Annotated in this window: 23 protein-coding genes; 9 read left to right on the top strand and 14 right to left on the bottom strand. The window is 57.3% G+C overall.

Features of this window, described 5'->3' with window-relative positions; all coding sequences use genetic code 11:
- The first annotated feature begins 419 nt into the window (after nucleotides 1-419).
- Nucleotides 420-551, top strand: coding sequence for a hypothetical protein (locus tag AAAB35_RS27205; protein ID WP_340671457.1), 132 nt, complete (start codon nucleotides 420-422; stop codon nucleotides 549-551).
- Between the two features lie 102 nt (nucleotides 552-653).
- On the top strand, nucleotides 654-1688 hold the full coding sequence (locus tag AAAB35_RS27200) for an aspartate-semialdehyde dehydrogenase (RefSeq protein WP_340671456.1): 1035 nt from the start codon (nucleotides 654-656) through the stop codon (nucleotides 1686-1688).
- Nucleotides 1689-1733: 45 nt separating this feature from the next.
- Here the strand turns inward: AAAB35_RS27200 and AAAB35_RS27195 are convergent, their stop codons facing one another.
- The gene (locus AAAB35_RS27195) at nucleotides 1734-2204 is read right to left on the bottom strand and encodes a MarR family transcriptional regulator (RefSeq protein WP_340671455.1); all 471 of its coding nucleotides are present in this window, start codon (nucleotides 2202-2204) and stop codon (nucleotides 1734-1736) included.
- 153 nt (nucleotides 2205-2357) lie between these two features.
- Here AAAB35_RS27195 and AAAB35_RS27190 point away from each other — a divergent pair, with 153 nt between their 5' ends.
- Nucleotides 2358-2780 (top strand): organic hydroperoxide resistance protein, encoded by a 423-nt coding sequence (locus AAAB35_RS27190; protein WP_340671454.1) that lies wholly within the window; start codon nucleotides 2358-2360, stop codon nucleotides 2778-2780.
- 137 nt (nucleotides 2781-2917) lie between these two features.
- The gene (locus AAAB35_RS27185; RefSeq protein WP_340671453.1) at nucleotides 2918-3739 is read left to right on the top strand and encodes an alpha/beta hydrolase; all 822 of its coding nucleotides are present in this window, start codon (nucleotides 2918-2920) and stop codon (nucleotides 3737-3739) included.
- An 8-nt stretch (nucleotides 3740-3747) separates the two neighbouring features.
- Here AAAB35_RS27185 and AAAB35_RS27180 read toward each other — a convergent pair whose 3' ends face one another.
- From AAAB35_RS27180 to AAAB35_RS27150, 7 genes are all read right to left on the bottom strand, one after another.
- Nucleotides 3748-5799, bottom strand: a complete 2052-nt coding sequence (locus AAAB35_RS27180) for a M3 family metallopeptidase (protein ID WP_340671452.1) — start codon at nucleotides 5797-5799, stop codon at nucleotides 3748-3750.
- 148 nt (nucleotides 5800-5947) lie between these two features.
- On the bottom strand, nucleotides 5948-7171 hold the full coding sequence (locus AAAB35_RS27175) for an argininosuccinate synthase (protein WP_340671451.1): 1224 nt from the start codon (nucleotides 7169-7171) through the stop codon (nucleotides 5948-5950).
- A gap of 104 nt (nucleotides 7172-7275) precedes the next feature.
- The gene (locus tag AAAB35_RS27170; protein WP_340671450.1) at nucleotides 7276-8223 is read right to left on the bottom strand and encodes a hypothetical protein; all 948 of its coding nucleotides are present in this window, start codon (nucleotides 8221-8223) and stop codon (nucleotides 7276-7278) included.
- The gene (locus AAAB35_RS27165; protein WP_340671449.1) at nucleotides 8156-8794 is read right to left on the bottom strand and encodes a glycosyltransferase family 39 protein; all 639 of its coding nucleotides are present in this window, start codon (nucleotides 8792-8794) and stop codon (nucleotides 8156-8158) included. Before AAAB35_RS27165 ends, AAAB35_RS27170 begins: the two co-directional genes overlap by 68 nt.
- A gap of 18 nt (nucleotides 8795-8812) precedes the next feature.
- Nucleotides 8813-8971 (bottom strand): hypothetical protein, encoded by a 159-nt coding sequence (locus tag AAAB35_RS27160; RefSeq protein ID WP_340671448.1) that lies wholly within the window; start codon nucleotides 8969-8971, stop codon nucleotides 8813-8815.
- Nucleotides 8972-9074: 103 nt separating this feature from the next.
- Nucleotides 9075-9587 carry a phosphatase PAP2 family protein gene (locus AAAB35_RS27155; protein ID WP_340671446.1) on the bottom strand — a complete coding sequence of 171 codons (513 nt, stop codon included), beginning with the start codon at nucleotides 9585-9587 and terminating at the stop codon, nucleotides 9075-9077.
- A 71-nt stretch (nucleotides 9588-9658) separates the two neighbouring features.
- Nucleotides 9659-9862: a hypothetical protein gene (locus AAAB35_RS27150; protein WP_340671444.1), complete on the bottom strand. Its 204-nt coding sequence runs from the start codon at nucleotides 9860-9862 to the stop codon at nucleotides 9659-9661.
- 190 nt (nucleotides 9863-10052) lie between these two features.
- Between AAAB35_RS27150 and AAAB35_RS27145 the strand changes: the two genes are divergently transcribed.
- Nucleotides 10053-10694 (top strand): LysE family translocator, encoded by a 642-nt coding sequence (locus tag AAAB35_RS27145; RefSeq protein WP_340671443.1) that lies wholly within the window; start codon nucleotides 10053-10055, stop codon nucleotides 10692-10694.
- 1 nt (nucleotide 10695) lies between these two features.
- Here the strand turns inward: AAAB35_RS27145 and AAAB35_RS27140 are convergent, their stop codons facing one another.
- The 4 genes from AAAB35_RS27140 to AAAB35_RS27125 form a co-directional block, all read right to left on the bottom strand.
- Nucleotides 10696-11130, bottom strand: a complete 435-nt coding sequence (locus AAAB35_RS27140) for a hypothetical protein (RefSeq protein ID WP_340671442.1) — start codon at nucleotides 11128-11130, stop codon at nucleotides 10696-10698.
- Nucleotides 11127-12365 (bottom strand): 23S rRNA (adenine(2503)-C(2))-methyltransferase RlmN, encoded by a 1239-nt coding sequence (gene rlmN, locus AAAB35_RS27135; RefSeq protein ID WP_340671441.1) that lies wholly within the window; start codon nucleotides 12363-12365, stop codon nucleotides 11127-11129. Before rlmN ends, AAAB35_RS27140 begins: the two co-directional genes overlap by 4 nt.
- 114 nt (nucleotides 12366-12479) lie before the next feature.
- Nucleotides 12480-12983 carry an invasion associated locus B family protein gene (locus tag AAAB35_RS27130; protein WP_340671440.1) on the bottom strand — a complete coding sequence of 168 codons (504 nt, stop codon included), beginning with the start codon at nucleotides 12981-12983 and terminating at the stop codon, nucleotides 12480-12482.
- A 275-nt stretch (nucleotides 12984-13258) separates the two neighbouring features.
- Nucleotides 13259-13648, bottom strand: a complete 390-nt coding sequence (locus AAAB35_RS27125; protein ID WP_340671439.1) for a YkvA family protein — start codon at nucleotides 13646-13648, stop codon at nucleotides 13259-13261.
- 140 nt (nucleotides 13649-13788) lie between these two features.
- Between AAAB35_RS27125 and AAAB35_RS27120 the strand changes: the two genes are divergently transcribed.
- Complete coding sequence (locus tag AAAB35_RS27120; RefSeq protein WP_340671438.1) at nucleotides 13789-14259, top strand: low molecular weight protein-tyrosine-phosphatase; 471 nt, start codon at nucleotides 13789-13791, stop codon at nucleotides 14257-14259.
- Here AAAB35_RS27120 and thpR read toward each other — a convergent pair.
- Together thpR and AAAB35_RS27110 are read right to left on the bottom strand one after the other, a co-directional pair.
- A complete protein-coding gene (thpR, locus tag AAAB35_RS27115) occupies nucleotides 14211-14807 on the bottom strand; it encodes an RNA 2',3'-cyclic phosphodiesterase (protein ID WP_340671437.1) in 597 nt (198 codons plus the stop codon). The genes AAAB35_RS27120 and thpR overlap by 49 nt on opposite strands.
- 172 nt (nucleotides 14808-14979) lie before the next feature.
- Complete coding sequence (locus AAAB35_RS27110; protein ID WP_340671436.1) at nucleotides 14980-15648, bottom strand: arylesterase; 669 nt, start codon at nucleotides 15646-15648, stop codon at nucleotides 14980-14982.
- An 80-nt stretch (nucleotides 15649-15728) separates the two neighbouring features.
- Between AAAB35_RS27110 and AAAB35_RS27105 the strand changes: the two genes are divergently transcribed.
- The 3 genes from AAAB35_RS27105 to AAAB35_RS27095 all read left to right on the top strand — a co-directional run bounded on the left by AAAB35_RS27105 (nucleotide 15729) and on the right by AAAB35_RS27095 (nucleotide 19953).
- The gene (locus AAAB35_RS27105; protein ID WP_340671458.1) at nucleotides 15729-16421 is read left to right on the top strand and encodes an ABC transporter ATP-binding protein; all 693 of its coding nucleotides are present in this window, start codon (nucleotides 15729-15731) and stop codon (nucleotides 16419-16421) included.
- Nucleotides 16418-18985: an ABC transporter permease gene (locus AAAB35_RS27100; protein ID WP_340671434.1), complete on the top strand. Its 2568-nt coding sequence runs from the start codon at nucleotides 16418-16420 to the stop codon at nucleotides 18983-18985. Before AAAB35_RS27105 ends, AAAB35_RS27100 begins: the two co-directional genes overlap by 4 nt.
- 191 nt (nucleotides 18986-19176) lie before the next feature.
- Nucleotides 19177-19953: a Bax inhibitor-1/YccA family protein gene (locus tag AAAB35_RS27095; RefSeq protein WP_340671432.1), complete on the top strand. Its 777-nt coding sequence runs from the start codon at nucleotides 19177-19179 to the stop codon at nucleotides 19951-19953.
- Nucleotides 19954-20054: the final 101 nt, after the last annotated feature.

Here is a 20054-nt window from a genome sequence, read left to right as displayed (position 1 = left end):
AGCGAGGAAGCGAAGATAACCTTCTTCTCTTCCCTCGTCATTCCCCGACTGGACGAGTCGGCCAAAGACGTCGTTGCCATTGTATTCCTCCCAGAAAACGGCAGTTGAACCAAGAACACGCACAACAAACCCCACGGTGGTGTCCTTCACTGTCGACACTGCGCATGGTCATTTCCCCCGATGCACTTGGCTCGTGATGACCATGCGCCGGTGAATGTCCTCCGGAATTTTCTCCCCCCAAAGGTCATGCACCTCATGCACGCGCAAATTGTTGACTAAATATTGAAGAAAGCAAAGCCCGCACCTTACGTAAATTGCTTAAAATCATGTGGAACACGACATATTCTTGCCATGAGAAGAGACAATTGACTCTTTTACGAAAGTGGGTACAAGCACAGACGGACATGGAGACGCCTCTTGTGGCAAGCGAATCAATAGCACTTGCCTTGATGAACGGTTCCGGCAAAATTGCCGGAAGCGTCGGCGTGCCCGCATCCGTCCTCATCACCACGGCCAAACAGACTGCGAAAACGACCACCAAAACGGTCTGATTTCCCTTGGCCTGCTCGCCCCTCCCGGGTCCGGCCCGGGGATGAGACCCGCAGCGGCCAGCGGGTTTTCTGAAGAGCAGAGAGGGACAGGAGATTGCAAGAATGAGTTTCAAGGTTGCGGTTGTTGGCGCCACAGGCAATGTGGGCCGCGAAATGCTTACCATCCTAGAAGAGCGCGGATTTCCGGTGAGTGAGGTCGTTGCCCTCGCCTCGCGGCGTTCGCAGGGAACCGAAGTGTCCTTCGGTGACCGGACGCTGAAGGTCAAGGCGCTTGATACCTACGATTTTTCCGACACCGATATCTGCCTGATGTCGGCTGGCGGAAATATTTCCAAGGAATGGTCCCCAAAGATCGGCGCCCAGGGCTGTGTCGTTATCGACAATTCTTCGGCTTGGCGCTACGACGCCAACGTGCCGCTGATCGTGCCGGAAGTGAACCCGGATGCGATTGCCGGATTCACAAAAAAGAACATTATCGCCAACCCCAATTGCTCGACGGCGCAGCTGGTGGTGGCCTTGAAGCCGCTGCACGACAAGGCGAAGATCAAGCGTGTCGTCGTTGCGACATATCAGTCAGTCTCGGGTGCTGGCAAGGAAGGCATGGACGAACTTTTCGAACAGTCGCGAGCCGTCTTCGTGGCCGATCCCGTCACCAACAAGAAGTTCACCAAGCGTATCGCGTTCAATGTCATCCCCCACATCGACGTCTTCATGGAGGACGGCTACACCAAGGAAGAGTGGAAGATGGTGGCCGAGACCAAGAAAATGCTTGATCCCAAGATCAAGCTGACGGCGACCTGCGTGCGGGTACCCGTGTTTATCGGCCACTCCGAAGCAGTCAACATCGAATTTGAAAGCCCGATGAGTGCTGACGAAGCCCGAGAGATCTTGAGCGATGCGCCCGGCTGCCTCGTCATCGATCGCGCCGAAGATGGCGGCTATATCACGCCTTACGAAGCGGCCGGTGAGGACGCGACCTATATTTCGCGCATCCGCGAAGATATCACGGTTGAGAATGGCCTGTCGCTTTGGGTCGTTTCGGACAACCTGCGCAAGGGCGCGGCGCTCAATACAATTCAGATTGCCGAGCTTCTCGTGGCACGCGGACTTATCCAGCCGAAGCAGATCGCTCACTGAGAGGGTCTGATACTCAGAGGTTCGAGGGCGCGGGATAACCGCGCCCTATTCTTTTGCGTCGATGCTCGCAAGAAGGCGATCGCGCATCTCCAAAAGTTTAGATCGTAGCGATATGGCTTCATCGAGGGTGCAATCAAAAACCTTGCTCATGGCAATTGGCACTGCCTCTGCCCTGGCACGCATGCTGCGGCCGTTTTCTGTGAGCCCTATCAAAACCTGGCGCTCGTCCACAGTGTCGCGACGACGCGTGATCAGCCCTGTTGACTCGAGCCGCTTCAATAGCGGTGACAGTGTGCCAGAATCGAGGCTGAGCTTGTCGCCGATAGTTTTTACGGTCTGGCCTTCCTCTTCCCAGAGCGCGACCATCACCAGATATTGCGGATAGGTAAGTCCCAGCGCGGCAAGGCGCGGCTGATAGGCGCGCGTTACCGCGTTTGAGGTCGAATAGATTGCCAAGCACAGGAATTTCTCCAGCTTAAGCAAGGACTCTGCTCCGCTCTGTACCAACTCTTCCATTCCTTTTTCTCCGACTTGCAACGCCACAATCTAGCCAGCGGTATTCGATTGCGCACCATTTAATTATTTGTCACTCATAGCATAGAAATGATTGCGCACAATTAAATTGTGTGCAATCTAAAAGTCGGACAAACCCCACGGAAGGAAATGACGATGAGCATTCTCTATACAACCAAGGCAACGACGACCGGCGGTCGTGATGGAAGCGCCAAGAGCGAAGATGGCCGATTGACAGTATTGCTTTCGACCCCAAAGGAACTCGGCGGCAACGGCGGCGCGGGCACTAATCCGGAGCAGCTGTTCGCGGCCGGCTATTCGGCCTGCTTCCTCAGCGCAATGAAATACATAGCCTCGCAGCGGAAGATCAAGATTTCAGAAGAGACCGCGGTGACGGCGACGGTTGGCATCGGACCGCGTGCGGATGGCAAGGGTTTCGGACTTGATGTTGCGCTTGCCGTCACAATCCCGGGCGTTGACGCAAAACAAGCCCGCGAAATCGTCGATGCCGCGCACGTCGCCTGCCCCTATTCGGAGGCGACCCGCAGCAACCTCGACGTCCGTATTTCAATCAATTGATACCCCAGGTTGTTGCAGTAGGTTCATCAACGGGGCTTATGAATGAGCAGGATCATTCTTTCTCCCGCCGATCCAAATGCCACAGCTTTGACGTTCAAGAAAACCGGAACAGCCAAACAGGGAAAGGGCATACTCCGATGACGATATTCACGACAAGGGACGGTAGCGAAATCTATTACAAGGATTGGGGTAAGGGACAGCCTATCGTGTTCAGCCACGGCTGGCCGCTGACGGCGGATGCCTGGGAGGATCAGATGTTCTTCCTCGCGTCCAACGGTTTCCGGGTCATTGCTCACGACCGCCGTGGCCACGGCAGGTCGAGCCAGCCCTGGGACGGAAATCATATGGACCAGTATGCCGATGACCTGGCCGAGCTCTTCGAGAAGCTCGACCTCAAGGATGCGATCATGATCGGCCACTCGACGGGCGGCGGAGAAGTGGCGCGCTACATTGGACGCCATGGTACCAAGCGAGTCGCCAAGGCGGTCTTGGTCGGCGCTGTGCCGCCCCTCATGCTGAAGACCGACGCCAACCCCGAGGGCCTGCCGATCAATGTATTCAATGGCATCCGTGATGGCGTCATCGCGGACCGCTCGCAGTTCTTCAAGGACTTGTCGATGCCCTTCTACAGCTACAACCGCGACGGGGCGAAGATCTCAGAGGGGGTGAGGGAGTCGTTCTGGCTCCAGGGCATGCTGGCGGGCATGCCGGCATCGTACTTCTGCATCAAGGCATTCTCCGATACCGACTTCACCGAAGACCTGAAGAAAATTGACGTGCCGACCTTGTTCATTCACGGTGACGACGACCAGATCGTGCCGATCGATGATGCGGCCCGCAAAGCGGTCAAGCTGGTGAAGGACGCGACCTTGAAAGTCTATTCCGGTGCGCCGCATGGTCTCGCCACGACGCACAAGGATCAGCTGAACAAGGACCTACTCGAGTTCGCGACAAGCTGAATGCGACCTTAAGCAAGCCCACGCTTTTCGATCATTGCATCGGGCGTGGGCATCTTGCCACGGAACGCCTTGTACAGGTCTTCCGGATCGCGACTGCCGCCGGCCGAGTAGATAAATTGATGCAGCTTGGCAGCAAGGTCGGCGTTGAACACATCGCCGCTTTCTTCGAATGCTTTGAAGGCATCGGCATCCAGCACTTCCGACCACATGTAGGAATAATAGCCGGCCGAGTAGCCATCCCCCGAGAAAACATGAGTGAAGTGGGGCGTGCGATGCCGCATGATGATCGCGTCTGGCATTTCGAGTTGCTTCAGTGTCGCGACTTCGAAGCTAAGCGGATCGGATGGTGGTGTTCCATCGGCGTGAAAAGCCATGTCTACAAGGGCCGATGATGTAAATTCGACCGTATTGAACCCGGCGTTGAAGGTGTTGGCGGAAAGCACCTTGTCGAGCAAGGCTTTCGGCATGGCTTCCCCTGTCCGATAATGAACAGCAAACTTTTCCAGGATGGCCGGCACCGTCAGCCAATGCTCGTAAAGCTGCGAGGGCAATTCGACGAAGTCGCGCGAGACCGATGTTCCCGATACCGCCGGCCACGTCACATCAGAAAGAAGCCCGTGCAATGCATGGCCGAATTCGTGAAACAATGTGCGTGCACCATCAAGGGAAAGCAGCGCCGGCTCGCCTTTCGGCGGCTTGGCGAAGTTCATGACGTTGTAGATGATTGGCGCGTGTTCGCCGTCGAGCTTGTGCTGCGACTGCAGTGCGCTCATCCAGGCGCCCGATCGCTTCGATTGACGATTGAAATAGTCGCCGAGGAAAAGCCCCCGCTTGCTCCCGTCGGGATTGAAGACCTCCCAGACGCGCACGTCTGGATGCCATGTCGGGATGCCAGTCTTTTCTTCAAAGCGAATGCCGAACAGGCGCGTCGCGACGTCAAAACAAGCCTCGATAATCTTCTCCAGCTGCAGATACGGCTTAAGCTCCGTTTCATCGAAGGCGAAGCGTTCATTGCGCAGTTTCTCGGCATAGTAGCGCCAGTCCCACGGCTCGACTTTGTGATTGCGGCCCTCGCTGGCAATTAGCCGCTGCAAGTCCGCTTCTTCTTCCGCTGCGCGCTCCTTGGCTTTTTCCCAGACGGGTTCCAGCAAGTCCATGACCGCCTTGGGCGTCTTGGCCATGGTATCGTCGAGCTTGTAGGCGGCGAAACTCTTGTAGCCAAGCAGTTCGGCCTTCTCGGCACGCAGTTTGACCATTTCGGCAACGATGGCCGTATTGTCGGTCTCTCCGCCGTTCTCACCGCGCGCCGCCCAAGCGCGGAACGCCTTCTCGCGCGAAGGGCGATCCTGCGAAAAGGATAGGAACGGCTCGATGATCGATCGGGAAAGCGTGACGGCCCAGGCGTCGCTGCGACCCCGCTCTTCGGCGGCGCCACGCATGGCATCACGCACGAAATCCGGCAACCCGGCGAGTTCGGCCTCATCGGTGATGAAAAGTGCCCAATCGGCCTCGTCCTTGAGGACGTTTTGCCCGAACTGGGCGCCCAGGCTTGCGAGCCGCTCATTAATATCGGCCAACCGCATCTTGCCCGGTTCGTCGAGCTTGGCGCCGCTGCGCACAAAGCCTTTCCAGCTCTTTTCCAGTACCCGGTCGGTCTCGGCATCGAGGCCAAGCAAATCGCGCTGCTCGTAGAGCGAATCGATACGAGCAAAAAGGTGCGGGTTCATCATGATCGAGGACGCATGACGCGACATCTTAGGTGCAATCACCCGCTCGAGCGCCTGAATCGTATCATTGGTATGCGCACCCGCGCGCAGCCAGAAGATAGCCGACACGTGGTCGAGATCCTTGCCCGAGAGCTGCAGCGCCTTCAGTGTGTTATCGATGGTCGGTGCCTCGGGATGGGTGACGATCGCATCGATGTCGGCGAGGTCCGAAGCAAGCGCCGCATCAAACGCAGCGGTAAAGTCATCGTCGGTGAAGGCCGGAAAGTCCGGAAGCCCCAGTGGCCCGGTCCAGTTCGTCAGGGCGTGGTTGAAAGCCGTCTTCTGGGTGGACATGGGAACTCCATTTGATGGAATGGGATTGGGTACTAACATTTAGGACGGACACGCGATGGTCACAAGCCGAAGCTGGCAACAAACGCCAGTTCGACGAAACAAAAAAGCGGGGCAGGGCCCCGCTTCTGACTGACACGATTTGATTGACTCAGCTGTTGCGCTTGCGCGCAGCGAGCGTACGCAGGCGCAGCGCATTGAGACGAATAAACCCGGCCGCATCCTTCTGGTCGTAGGCGCCGCGATCGTCCTCGAACGTAACGAGTGCATCAGAATAAAGCGACTTCCTGGATTTCCGACCCGAAACCATGACGTTGCCTTTATAGAGCTTGAGCCGAACCGTGCCTTCGACATCCTCCTGGCTCTTGTCGATCATGGCCTGCAGCATTTCGCGCTCAGGCGAAAACCAGAAGCCGTTGTAGATGAGTTCCGCGTATCGCGGCATGAACTCATCCTTGAGATGGGCCGCGCCACGATCGAGCGTGATCGATTCCATGGCCCGATGTGCGGCAAGGAGAATGGTGCCGCCGGGTGTCTCATAGACGCCGCGCGACTTCATGCCGACGAAACGGTTCTCGACGAGATCGAGGCGGCCAATACCATTGTCGCGGCCGAGGTCGTTGAGGGCTTTGAGCAACGTCGCTGGCGAAAGTGGCTTGCCGTCGATCGCAACGGCATCGCCCTTCGCGAAGGCAATTTCAATTTCAGTCACTTTATCCGGCGCTTCCATCGGAGAAATCGTGCGCTGGTGCACATATTCCGGTGCTTCCTGCCATGGATCTTCCAGTACCTTGCCTTCCGAAGAAGAATGCAGGAGGTTGGCGTCAACAGAGAACGGTGCTTCGCCGAGCTTGTCCTTGGCAATGGGAATCTGGTGTTCGCGCGCAAACTCCAGAAGATCCGTGCGCGACTTGAAGGTCCAGTCACGCCATGGGGCAATAACCTTGATATCCGGATTGAGGGCGTAGGCGGAAAGTTCGAAGCGAACCTGGTCGTTCCCCTTGCCGGTCGCGCCATGGGCGATCGCGTCCGCGCCGGTCTTGGCGGCGATCTCGACGAGGTGCTTGGAGATCAGCGGGCGGGCAATGGAGGTGCCAAGCAAATAGACGCCCTCATAGATGGCATTGGCCCGGAACATGGGAAAAACGAAATCACGAACGAATTCCTCGCGCACGTCCTCGATGTAGATTTCCTTGATGCCGAGCATTTCGGCTTTCTTGCGCGCCGGCTCGAGCTCCTCGCCCTGGCCGAGGTCGGCAGTGAAGGTGACGACGTCCGCGCCAAGCTCCGTCTGCAGCCACTTCAAAATGATCGATGTGTCGAGGCCGCCGGAATAGGCCAGCACGACTTTCTTGACGTCTTTCCACTTGTCCATTTTGCTATCCCTGATCCCGGGAACCACTTTCGTTCCGTTGCGGTCTTTTAACAGCTAGCGCCATGTTGGCAAGCGTCGCACCAAGGTGAAATCGACGCATTCTATCAGCGTGTGGCGATCCAACCGCGCTGGCCGTATGCGCTGCGCGCCCCGATCAGGTCACGGGCCTTCAGCGCCGCGACGAAGGGTTGCCATTCGACCCGTCGCCAGCCGGCAACGACTTCCTCGACTTTGAACCCTTGCGACTTGAGTGTGTCCGCTACGGATTGCTCGTTGGTCATGACAAGCCTGATGCCGGGGCGGATGCCAGTCTCAGGGAACCGTCGCATTTGTGGGAACGGGGCTTCGCGATCCATATAAAGCCGTACCTTTGCGGCGTCGAGGTGCGAGCCGATAAAGAGCACCTGATCCTGTGGCAGATGCAATGGTCCTGCCTTTGCCGCGATGACCGCGCCTATGTCTGGTAGAAGGAGTCCGCGCAGCACGGGAGTGCTGACAAACGCCGCGCCGAGCAGAAGCAGCGCAAAACACGTGGCCAATCTTTCCGTGGCTGCGCTCCTGCTGTAGAGCCACAGGCCCGCCAACCCCATGGCTGCGACGACCGCGAGGGCGACGACGATGACAGGTGGCAGGAGCAGCAAACCGAGTAGCAAGACCACCGCCAACGCGCCGGCCATCAAAATCATCGAGATGCGCAAGATGACCCGCAGGACGTTGTCCGCACGCTGATCCATGACCGATTGTAGAGCTACTGCGAGAAGCACGCAAAGGAGCGGAATGACGGGAATGACGTAGCGATGCGACGCGTAGCGGGAGAGCAAAAAGATAACAGCGACTGTGATGATCCATCCTGCGATGAACGGCGCGGCTGCGCCGATCGACTGGACGGTCGGACGCTTCCCGCTGGTCCTCGCGCCGACAAGAAGCATGACCAGCCAAAGGAGCACGGGTAGCAAAAGTCCGGCGATGTTGCTCGTAATCCCGTCAAAGAAGGTGCCGATGCTGATCGCTACCTTTTCCGAAAGCTGGTCGCCAAACGAAGTCGGATGCAAGCTCGCTGGAGGCGGCGAAGGATTGATAGGCGAACCAGGCACCAAAGATGACAATCGAGGGTAGGACAATGATGGGCTTCCAAAGCCGCTGCGCGCGACTGCGCACTGAAGGCACGGCTATGGCGTAAGCCACGACATACCCGACCATGGCGAGGGGCAGGAGGCCCTTGGTCAGGACGGCAAATCCGGTTCCGCCGTAGGCGAGAAGACCATAGGTCTGCTGTCGGTCGTCCTTGAAGAGGAGACCGGTGAAGCCGATGAAGCCCAGGAGCATGAACAGTGTCAGCGGCAGAATGGCGTTGAAACTGGCGCGCAGGAATACGGCGTTGGTGGCAAGCAATGCCGCCGCAAGCAGCGCCGTTTGGTCGTTGCGCGTGAGGATGCGGGTGAACTGAAATGTAGCCAGGAGAATAGCGGCACCGCCGACAAGCCAGAAGAAGCGCGAACCGACGACCGAGATGCCGAATATTTCCATCCCCACAAGGCTCATCCAATAGGTAAAAGGTGGCTTTGTAAGCCTTCCGTCGCCTTCCGCCGTATGCGGCGTCAGATAATCGCCGCTCTGCATCATGATGACGGCGCCGTTCGACTAGTAACGCTCGTCCGGGAAATGCAGGATCAAGCTCGAACCAAGGGGGAGGAGGCCGATGATGAAGGCGAGAGCGAGAAGTATTGCGGGCTTCGTTCTGGATGTGGCATTGGTCGACGGACCCGGTTGACCGGAACCTGTCATGGTGTCTTGGGGCATTGTTTCTTCTTGGCACCTATTGTTCTTGTTCGGGCTACATAGCCGCTTTCAGCCCTGCCCGCCAAGGCAAAGATGCAAGGTCGCGGCTAGTGGGAGGGTAAGGTCACGATGCGCTCCGTGTGCCGGGGTAGAAGTTTCTCGTCAAAACCTCGCTCAGAAACGCCACTACCGAGAAAATGACCAACGTCGACAGTGAACCGAGGACGATGTCGGAAAGGTAGTGGCGACCAAAGGCAACACGAAGCATGTCCGTTAGGACTACGATCCCCAACATGAACCAGAATACCTTCTGTCGCGGTTGATGCGGCCAGAGCGGCAGGAGGCAGATGATCCAGGCAATCCCTGCGGCTTCGCCGGAGACAAACGAGCAGTTATGCATGCATGATCTCGACCATTCGGCGGCAGCGGCGAAGGGAAGATCGCCGCCGAAGAGCAACGTGTCCGCCGGCCGCGGCCTGCCGACGAATTCCTTCAAGAACGCATTCACCAATAGCCCGGGGCCAAGCGCCAATGTAATCACCGCCGCGGTCGAAATGCGGACGCGCTCGTGGTTCCATCGAAGACCCGAAGCGAGATCGCGGAGGGCAAGCGTAACGACAATGCTGGCTCCTACCATAGGCAACGCATAGAAGACGCGGCGGAGCGTTTTCAGAAATCGCACCGAACTAGCCGGAAAATCGCCGCAGATCACGGTGATGGCGCCATTACCGCACTCATGCGGAACAAAAAAAGCGACGAGACCGCCTTGTCGAACTCAGGCGCGCTGTTGAAAAGGATCGCGAGCGCTATCCCGAGTATCAGAAGCGCGGCGAGACAGGTTGGCTCGCTCCATGCGCCGAAACCATAGGGTGTGGTGCCACATGCCTTCGAGGTTGTTCGGTAGTAGGCCATGGCTTCCCTGGCGGCCGAAAAAGTTCAGCCCGTTGTGCAGCGCTTATATTGCAGCGTCATTACGGCGTGATCGGGAAGTTATCGTGCCCTTGCTATGGCAATTTTTGTTGGCGTCACCGCGACAGCTGGAATCTGATAGCCAAAATCGATCTTTCGCGTTAGTTTCCGCCCGCTTCGACGGAGTACTGTTATGAATTTCATTCCAGATTGGCCGACTATTCTCCAATTTGCCATCGCGACCTTCGTATTATCCATAACGCCCGGGCCGGATATGACGCTTTTCGTTGGAAGGGCGCTTTCGGAAGGGAAAGCCGCGGGGTTTGCTTGCCTTGCCGGTGCCAGCACCGGGATCGTCGTGCATACGACAATGGTCGCCATCGGTTTGTCGGCATTGATCGTTGCCTCGCCGGCCGCTTTTTTTGCTCTGAAGATCGTCGGCGCCGGCTACCTTGTCTGGCTTGCCTTCCAGGCGATCCGCAATGGCTCAGCATTCTCACCCGAAAAGAAAGTTGGCCAGTCGCACACGCTTTTCCAAAACTGGTTGACGGGTTTTGGCATCAACCTGCTCAATCCGAAGATTATTCTCTTTTTCATGACGTTCCTGCCTCAGTTCGTGTCGGCAAGTGATCCGCACGCGCCGGGAAAGCTGTTCTTCCTCGGGGTGTTGTTCATCCCAATGGCCTTGCCTGTCGTGACGCCGATGATTATCGCGGCCGATCGCTTCTCGAAGCTGCTGAAGAAGAATCCGACAGTCACGCGCGTCACCGACTGGTTGTTTGCCGGCGTGTTTTCGGCCTTCGCCGCAAAGATTCTTATGGCGCAGGCGAAATAGGCTAATCGTTTCGATCACGAGGACGCTGCGCCCCAAGGCCAGCCGTTCGTCCTGAGACCAGCCAGTAGACCACCCCGCCGACGACACCCGTGGCGAGGATCGCCGCAAACGTACTTATATCCTCTGACTGTGGCCGCCATTTCCATACGATGACGAAGAGGGCGGTTGCAGCGCCGCCGAGGGCATAGAAAAGCCAATCACGCCATCCAGTCAGTTCGGCATAGACGATCAGCACCGCGGACGGCACGAAGACGCTGTATCCGATGACAACGGCGAAGACCGGGACGCTCGTATAAAGGAACGGTCCTTCGGTGCCGATCCACTCAGAACTGCCGATCAGCAGCATGTTGAGGAAGATCGACGCGACGATGATGGCACAGATGAACCCGAAAACGGCCAGGGCAAAGCGGAAGAGATAATGCAGAAGCTGGGTCAATCGTCGCCGTGCCCGGCGATCATCGCCGCTTCGAAGGCAAGGCGGTCGGTCTTCTTCATCCGCTCCGATTCGGATTTCAGCTGACCGCACGCGGCAAGAATATCCCGGCCGCGCGGGGTGCGTATCGGCGAAGCATAGCCGGCATTGTTCACGTAATCCGCAAACTTTTCGATCTGTTCCCAATCGGAACACTGATAGTTGACGCCCGGCCATGGGTTGAAGGGGATAAGGTTGATCTTGGCCGGAATGCCCTTCAGAAGGCGGACCAATTCCCGTGCGTCGTCGAGCGAATCATTGACGCCCTTGAGCATTACATATTCGAAGGTGATGCGCTTCGAATTGGAAAGGCTCGGATAGGCCCGGCAGGCATCAAGCAGTTCCTTCAGCGGATACTTCTTGTTGATCGGTACGAGCATGTCGCGCAAATCGTCGTTCACCGCATGCAAGGAGATTGCCAGCATGACACCGATCTCTTCGCCGGTGCGGTAAATCTCTGGCACGACGCCTGATGTCGAAAGGGTGATGCGGCGCTTGGAGAGGGAGAGCCCATCGCCGTCGGAGGCGATCAGCAGCGCCTTCTTCACATTCTCGAAATTGTAGAGCGGTTCGCCCATGCCCATCATGACGATGTTGGAGACCTTGCGGCCTTCAGCCGGGACGATCGCTCCATCGGGTGTATTGCGATCGGGGAAATCGCCAAGGCGGTCACGTGCTATGAGCAATTGAGAAAGGATTTCCTCCGCCGTCAGATTACGCACGAGCTTCTGCGTGCCGGTATGGCAGAAGGAGCAGGTGAGGGTGCACCCAACCTGGCTGGAGATGCACAGTGTACCGCGCCCTTCCTCGGGGATATAGACCGTCTCGATCTCGACGGGCCGCCCGGCGCCGCGCGGGGGAAAGCGAAACAGCCACTTGCGCGTACCGTCATTGGAAATCTGTTCTTCGACGATTTCCGGACGGGCGATGGTGAAATGGCGGGCGAGCAGTTCCCGCATGTCGCGGGAGATGTTCAGCATGTCAGAAAAATCAGAAACGCCGCGCACGTAGAGCCAGTGCCAAAGTTGCGCCACACGCATCTTCACCTGACGCTCCGGCACACCAATGGCGATGAGCGCCTCGCCAATTTCTGCGCGCGTCAGGCCGATCAGCGAAGGCATTTCTGCCACCGAGGCAGGGCGTGCGTCACGGGATTTGTCCCGGGCAACAGAGTGTGTCAGGTCAAGCGCTACAGACATGGGATTTTCTAACGTTCTTTCGTGAAGCGCGGCTCATATCACGTTCCGCTCCGACATGCAAAAGGCCGGACATGCACTGCCGGCCTTTGTGGGATGTCGGATAATAGACGGGCGTTACTTACAGGTTGCTATCGCCTTCAATGCCGCCGATACGCCCTTCAGCGAATAACCATAGCTCGTCTTCGTTCCGCGTTTTGACACGGCGCTGATCGTCATCTTGTGACCCGTGCGAAGTGCGGCGACCAGTTGTGGTTCTTCGGCGGCATTCTCCATCCAGCCATGGCTGCCGTTGGTGAACATCGAGAATGTGCGTTCATCGATCGTGACGGTGACCTTCGAGTCCTTCTGCAATTCGTAACCCGCCTTGAACTGCGGTTCAAAGCTTACGTTCTGTCCCGGCTTCTGGCTTACCATGAAGAAATTGTCGCCGTGGTCGATCTTGGCGGGCTGCTTGTCGACCGGAACGGATAGTACGTAACAGACTTTCCCATTGCCCTGCTGGTAGCTATAGGCGCCCCAGGCATTGAACTGGCTGATCTGACTCGGGGTTTGGGCAAGAGCTGTACCTGTCACTCCAAGTATGATGACAGACGTCGCTACGATTGATTTTCCAAACATTTTACCTACCAGTTTCCATCTTTCACTTCATAACTCGTGAACCGGCAATGGCTCGGATAGATCCGATTGCGGCATTGTCCAGTTCGCTTCTCTTAATTTGACTTAATCTGGGTTACCAAACGGTGAAGACGGGGTCAAAAAAGCGATTGCAAGAGCCAGAAGTTACGTCCTTTTTCAAAGTCCCACACATCAAGTCCAGCCAAACAAAAGCGGCGACACTTTGACGATCTGCGACATCACGGGCTTGTGATTGAGATGCGGACAGATGCGAAAACTCAACGCTTTGCAGGATCACGATCGAGATCGTCGAGCGCCTTCCTGGCGGCCGCTCGATGCGCGGGTGTGATGTGAGTGCGTATTGCAGTCAGTGCCGCCATCAGCACAGCCGCATCATCGGTGAACCCAAGACCAAAGATAAAGTCCGGAATGAAATCGAGCGGCAGGACAAAATAGGCGAGCGAGGCAAGAAGAATGCCACGCACTCTGGTCGGCGTTGCCGGATCGAGCGCGGCGTAATAGGCTGCGATGACCTCGTCAAGAAACGGTATGGCCTTGGCAGCCTTTCGAATAGTCTTCCAAAACTGCGTGCGAACCCGCTCCTCGCGGCTGCGCTGCTTGTCTTCGCTGCCGGGCTCCAGAATTTCACCAATCTTAACGTCGTCCATCCCTGTTCCTTCAGAGGTTTCAAATCAACATGGGTAGGATGGCGTCGGCGTACAAGGCTTGCGATCAATTTGCCGTGAGATTATCCATCGTATCCCACAGAAACCCGCCCCATCTCGCCAAATCGACGGGAACCGTATTCATGACAAAACCTCCTTACCGTTCCGTCCTTTTCGTGTGTCTCGGCAACATATGCCGCTCGCCGCTCGCGGAAGGCGTCTTTCGCTCTGTTCTAGCCGGCGAGGGAAAGCATCTTAGCGTAGAAATCGATTCTGCCGGCACAAACGGCTATCATACTGGCGAAGCGCCGGATCGCCGGTCCATTCATGTTGCGCGGAACCACGGAATTGACATTTCGGACCAACGGTGCCGCCAGCTGACACACAGGGATTTCACTCGGTTCGACCTGCTCGTCGGCATGGATCGCGCAAATATGGCAACCATTGCCACGCGAAGGCCCGGCGGCGGCACCGCGACGATTGGGTTATTCAACGAGTTCGCATTGGGAGACCCGGCCGAAATTCCTGATCCCTATTACGGTTCCGACGCGGATTTCGAGCGTGTCTACCGTATGGTTCTTGCCGCCTCCAAGGGCCTTTCCAAGCTGTTCTGAAACGATGTACGCGGTGCTTCGAGCGGCCAGGCCTCCTCGACGATGTATGGACCGCCGCCCACAGAGTCACGCGACGACATCAGGACGAAGCGCCCGATCCTGAACGGCGCCGTTGAGAAATTGCCGCGCGATGAGAGGTAGTGAGCTACCTCTTCGTTGCGAACATTGCGCAGGCGGGCAAGCGTGACGTGAGGCGTAAATTTACGCGGATCCGCCGGCAACATCAGCCGCTGACAGATACGCTCGATTTCAGCCTGCAGCGCCTGAATGTCGGGCGATGGCGACACACCAGCAAATATACTATGCGGCTTCCTCGACCCGAAAGCATTGACGCCGGAAAGTTTCAGTGTGAACTCGGGGCGTCGGATACGGTCGAGTGCATTGGCTACCTCGTCGGCGACATGGCCTTCGACGTCACCGATGAACCGCAATGTTATGTGATAGTTTTCGACGTCAATCCATCGGGCGCCTGGTAAACCACCGCGCAGGAGCGACAGTGAGAGGGCGGCGTCCCTCGGGATTTCGAGGGCAGTAAAGAGACGCGGCATAAGGCATCCTCCCCGAATCGAGTTGTCATTCTAGAGAATCATCGAATGAGTCCGGGAGCAAGGCATTCCTTGTGATTATCTTCGTGCGCGACATATTGGACACGCATTGTCCCCCGGAAGTTGTGCCACGCCGAAACCGAGCCATCGGAACACCAACTTTCGGGGGCGACTTTTACTGCGTGCCGGCTGCGTCGCTCGACGCCGCAATGGTCTTTTCCATAACCGGCATGAAGCCTTCCACCATGCGGGCAACCCCCTTGGCGTTGGGATGCATGCCGTCTTCAAGCTGCAGGGATTTCTCTGTCGCGACCCCGTCCATGAAGAACGGATAGAGCGGCACATTATATTTTTCCGCTAGACGCGGGAAAATCGAATTGAACTTCTCTTCGTAGTCGCGGCCCATGTTTGGCGGTGCCAGCATGCCGGCAATGATGACCTTGACGTTGCGCTGCTTCAGCCGCTCGAGGATCTCGGAGAGGTTCTTCTCGCTGATTTCCGGTGAGATACCGCGCAAAGCGTCATTCGCACCGAATTCGAGGATAACCATGTCCGTGCCATCCGGGACTGACCAGTCAAGCCGTGACAGACCATCAGTCGTCGTTTCTCCGGCAACGCCGGCATTGGCGACGGTGACGTTGACTCCCTTATCCTTCAAGGCTTTCTCAAGTTGTGCCGTAAAGGAATCCTGAACCGGCAATTCAAAGCCCGACATCAGGCTGTCGCCAAAACCGACAACGGCCAGCGGTCGATCGGACACGGCATTTTGATTGGCCAAAGCCAGTGACGGCAATGCAACAAGGCCAATCGAAACCAGTATTTGTATCAAGGGTTTGAATCTCATTTGTGGCTACCCATATCAGTCCAACCTGGCCAACTCGGCGCCGACCATATCGCAAAGGATTTCAATTCGTGACTAAATCCATGATTGCGCTTGATCACATTGAGTTGACACTCGGTAGCGGCGCCTCGTCCGTGCATGTGCTCAAGGACGTTTCCCTGAGAATCAATTCCGGCCAGTCTGTCGGCATCGTTGGTCCTTCCGGTTCAGGCAAATCCACCCTTCTCATGGTCCTCGCCGGGCTTGAGCAAGTCGATTCGGGCTCCGTTGAGATAGCCGGTGAAAAACTGGAAAAGATGAATGAGGATGAGGCGGCGGCGTTTCGTGGCCGGAACATCGGCATCGTTTTCCAGTCATTCCATCTCATTCCGAACATGACCGCGCTGGAAAACGTGGCCGTCCCGTTGGAACTCGCCGGCAATCCCGATGCCTTCGCCATCGCAGAGCGTGTGCTCGCCGCGGTCGGCCTCGCAGACCGCGTCACGCATTATCCCGGCGAACTCTCCGGCGGCGAACAGCAGCGTGTTGCTATCGCGCGGGCGCTGGCGCCATCGCCAAAGATCCTCATTGCTGACGAGCCGACAGGTAATCTCGATACGGCAACGGGTAAGCAAATTGCCGATCTTCTCTTTGAGAAGCAGAAGGAACTTGGACTGACGCTGGTGCTCGTCACCCACGATGCTTCGCTTGCTGGCCGATGCGACCGGGAAATCCGTGTTCGCTCGGGTAGGATCGAAGCTGATGAAGATGCGCCGGAACTGGCGAAAACCGCATGAGCGAAAGTTCACCATCCCGAGCAACTCCCTCGCTGAAGCTCGCACTTGCTTTCGCCTTGCGCGAGATGCGCAGCGGCTTGGCTGGGTTCTATATCTTTCTCGCCTGTATTGCGCTTGGGGTCGCGGCGATTGGCGGCGTCAATTCCGTCGCAAATGCGGTCAGCGCCGGCATATCTTCGCAGGGCCAAAACATCCTTGGCGGAGATCTGCGATTTCAGTTAAACCAGCGAGAGGTGAATCCCGACGAGCGAGCCTTTCTTGAGAGCAAGGGGCGCGTCGCGGTCAGCGCCAATATGCGATCCATGGCAAGACTGCCAGACGGTTCGGATCAGTCTCTGGTGGAACTCAAGGCCGTGGACGGCGCCTATCCGCTCTACGGCTCGTTGGTGACGACGCCAGCAGGCGATGACGAGGCGCTCTTCGCCGAGATGAACGGCGCGTACGGGGCGGCTGTTGCGCAAGTACTGCTCGACCGACTGAACCTCAAGCTTGGCGATCGAGTCCTCGTTGGAGAAAAAACGTTTGAATTGCGTGCGGTCATCGATAATGAGCCCGATCTTCTTTCCGACGGCTTTGGCTTTGCACCGCGAATGATGGTCTCGCTGGCCGGGCTTGACGCTGCCGGACTCGTCCAGCCCGGTAGCCTGGTCGAGCACAGTTACAAGATCGCGCTGCCTGCGGGATCAAGCGAAGCTGCACTTACCGAGATACGCGACCAAGCCAAGGACAAGTTTCCGCAGGCTGGCTGGAGTATCCGCGGCCGGACGAATGCTGCTCCGTCGCTCAGCGCCAATATCGAACGCTTCTCACAGTTTCTGACGCTGGTTGGTCTGACGGCACTGATCGTCGGCGGTGTGGGCGTGGCGAACGCGGTTCGGGCCTATATTGATGCTAAACGAGGCGTCATCGCCACTTTCAAGTCGCTCGGTGCGCCGGGTTGGTTCGTCATTGCGGTCTATCTTTCTCAGATATTGATCATTGCACTCCTCGGCATCGCCGTTGGTCTCGTGCTTGCCGCTATCATTCCCTACGTTTCAGGCTATGCCCTGCAGAACGTCCTGCCTATCGCGGCAAAAGGCGGCTTTTTTCCCGGCGCCCTGGCCTGGGCAGCACTGTTCGGATTCCTGACGACGCTTGCCTTTGCGATACTGCCGCTTGGACGAGCACGCGACGTTCCGGCAACGGCACTCTTTCGGGAGCAGGGATTCGAACAACGCGGATGGCCAAAGCCCGCCTATCTTCTTGCGGCTGGCGTGGTCATCGCGGTCCTTTGCGGGCTCGCCGTGCTCTTTTCCTACGACAGGCGCATCGCCATAATCTTCATCGGAGCGGTGGCGTTTTCATTCGTCGTTCTGCGCGGCGTTTCTCTTGCTGTCCAATGGCTCGCGCGGCGGGCCCCGCGGGTACGCTCAACCGCATTGCGACTGGCCATTGGTAACATTCACCGCCCGGGCGCCCTCACGCCTTCTGTCGTTCTTTCTTTGGGGCTTGGTCTCACTCTGCTTGTTACGCTGGCGCTCATCGATGGCAGTCTGCGCCACCAACTTGCCGGCAACCTGCCCGAACGAGCGCCGAATTTCTTCTTTGTCGATATTCAAAGCCGGCAGGTGGACGCATTCAAGGAGGTTTTGCAGAAATCGGCGCCTAACGGCAAGATCGTGAGCGCTCCCATGTTGCGTGGCCGCATCGTCGCCCTCAATGGCACGGACGTTACCAAGCTGACTATTCCCCCGGAGGGAGCATGGGTGCTGCGCGGTGACCGGGGCATTACCTATGCGAAGAACGTTCCGGAGAACTCCGCATTGACAAAGGGCGACTGGTGGCCGGCCGACTATACCGGCGAACCGCTCGTGTCGTTCTCGGCGGAGGAGGCGACCAATCTCGGCCTGAAGGTCGGTGACACTGTGACGGTAAATGTCCTTGGCCGGAATGTCACGGCGCGGATCGCCAACCTGCGTCAACTCCAATGGGAATCGCTGGCCATCAACTTCGTAATGGTCTTTTCGCCGAACACTTTCGCCGGAGCGCCGCACGCCTGGCTTGCCACGCTGACGGACCCGACTTCGACCGCACAGGAGGAAGCCGCTGTCATGCGTAATGTGACGCAGGCTTTCCCGGCAGTAACGACCGTGCGTGTCAAGGATGCGATTACCATTGCCAACGAACTCGTCGGCCAGCTTGCGGTTGCGATCCGTGCTGCCGCTTCGGTGGCGCTTGTCGCTTCGATACTCGTGCTTGGCGGAGCGCTTGCCGCCGGCAACCGCGCCCGTGTGCACGATGCTGTGGTCCTCAAGACGCTCGGCGCGACGCGGCGCACGCTGATCAAGGCGTTCAGCCTCGAATACATGCTGCTGGGGCTTTCAACGGCTATCTTCGCGCTTCTGGCAGGGGGTGCGGCAGCCTGGTATATCGTCGTGCGCGTGATGACGTTGCCGGCCTATTTCCAGCCGGAAGTCGGGGTAATGACCGTCATTATCGCACTCGTATTGACCGTCGGATTTGGGCTCGCCGGAACCTGGAGAATTCTTGGCCAAAAGGCTGCGCCAATCCTGCGAAACCTCTGAAATGTCTAAAAGAGTGTAAATTTTACCATTCCAGTCAGTATTTCGTGCCGTAACACGCAATCTTGAGTAGTTGAGGTCTTGTTATGGACCCAACGAATCCCCATAATTCGTCGCAAGGCATGCTGGGGTCCCGCCAGCGGCGCCTGGGGAAAAACCCGACACCCGACGGGACGAAGCAAATGAGGAAAACCATGGCTGACTATCGCAATATCCAGGCCCGCACATCGGCCGGAATGCGTGTGGACGCGGGGATCGATCAGGGTCTGCGCAGCTACATGCTGAAGGTCTACAATCTTATGGGTATCGGTCTCGCAGTGACCGGCCTCGCTGCGCTCGCCACCGTATATCTCGCGACAACCAATGACCCATCGCTCGCTGCCGCACAGTTGCCAAACGGCAAGATGCTGACCAATATCGGCGTTGCACTCTACGGTTCGCCATTGCGCTGGGTTGTCATGCTCGCGCCGCTTGCTGCAGTGTTCTTCTTGAGTTTCCGCATTGAGCGGATGAGCGTATCTGCAGCCCAGACCACGTTCTGGGCCTATGCGGCGCTTGTCGGACTTTCGCTGTCGTCGATCTTCCTGGTCTATACGTCGGCAAGCATCGTTCAGACGTTCTTCATCACCGCCGCATCATTCGGTGCCCTTTCGCTTTATGGCTACACCACGAAGCGTGATCTTTCCGGAATGGGCTCGTTCCTGTTCATGGGTCTGATCGGCATCATCCTTGCGTCACTGGTCAACATCTTCCTTGCATCGAGCGCGTTGCAGTTTGCAATCTCGGTCATTGGCGTTCTGGTCTTTGCAGGCCTCACCGCTTATGACACGCAGCAGATCAAGGAAATGTATTACGAAGGCGACGCTGCGGACACCTATGGCCGCAAGGCAATAATGGGTGCGTTGCGGCTTTATCTCGACTTCATCAACATGTTCATGTTCCTGCTTCAGTTCCTGGGCAACCGCGAATAAGCTTCAAACAACGAACCGGAAAAAGGGCAGTGGAAACGCTGCCCTTTTTCTTTTGCCGCGATTTGCCAGTCTATCGGAAAGGCATTGCGGGTTTCCTCTTT

The organism is Phyllobacterium sp., from assembly GCF_037994425.1.
In the GTDB taxonomy this organism is placed as follows: domain Bacteria; phylum Pseudomonadota; class Alphaproteobacteria; order Rhizobiales; family Rhizobiaceae; genus Phyllobacterium.
Note: the sequence above shows the minus strand (reverse complement) of the source record. Positions and strands in the feature narration are given on the sequence as shown.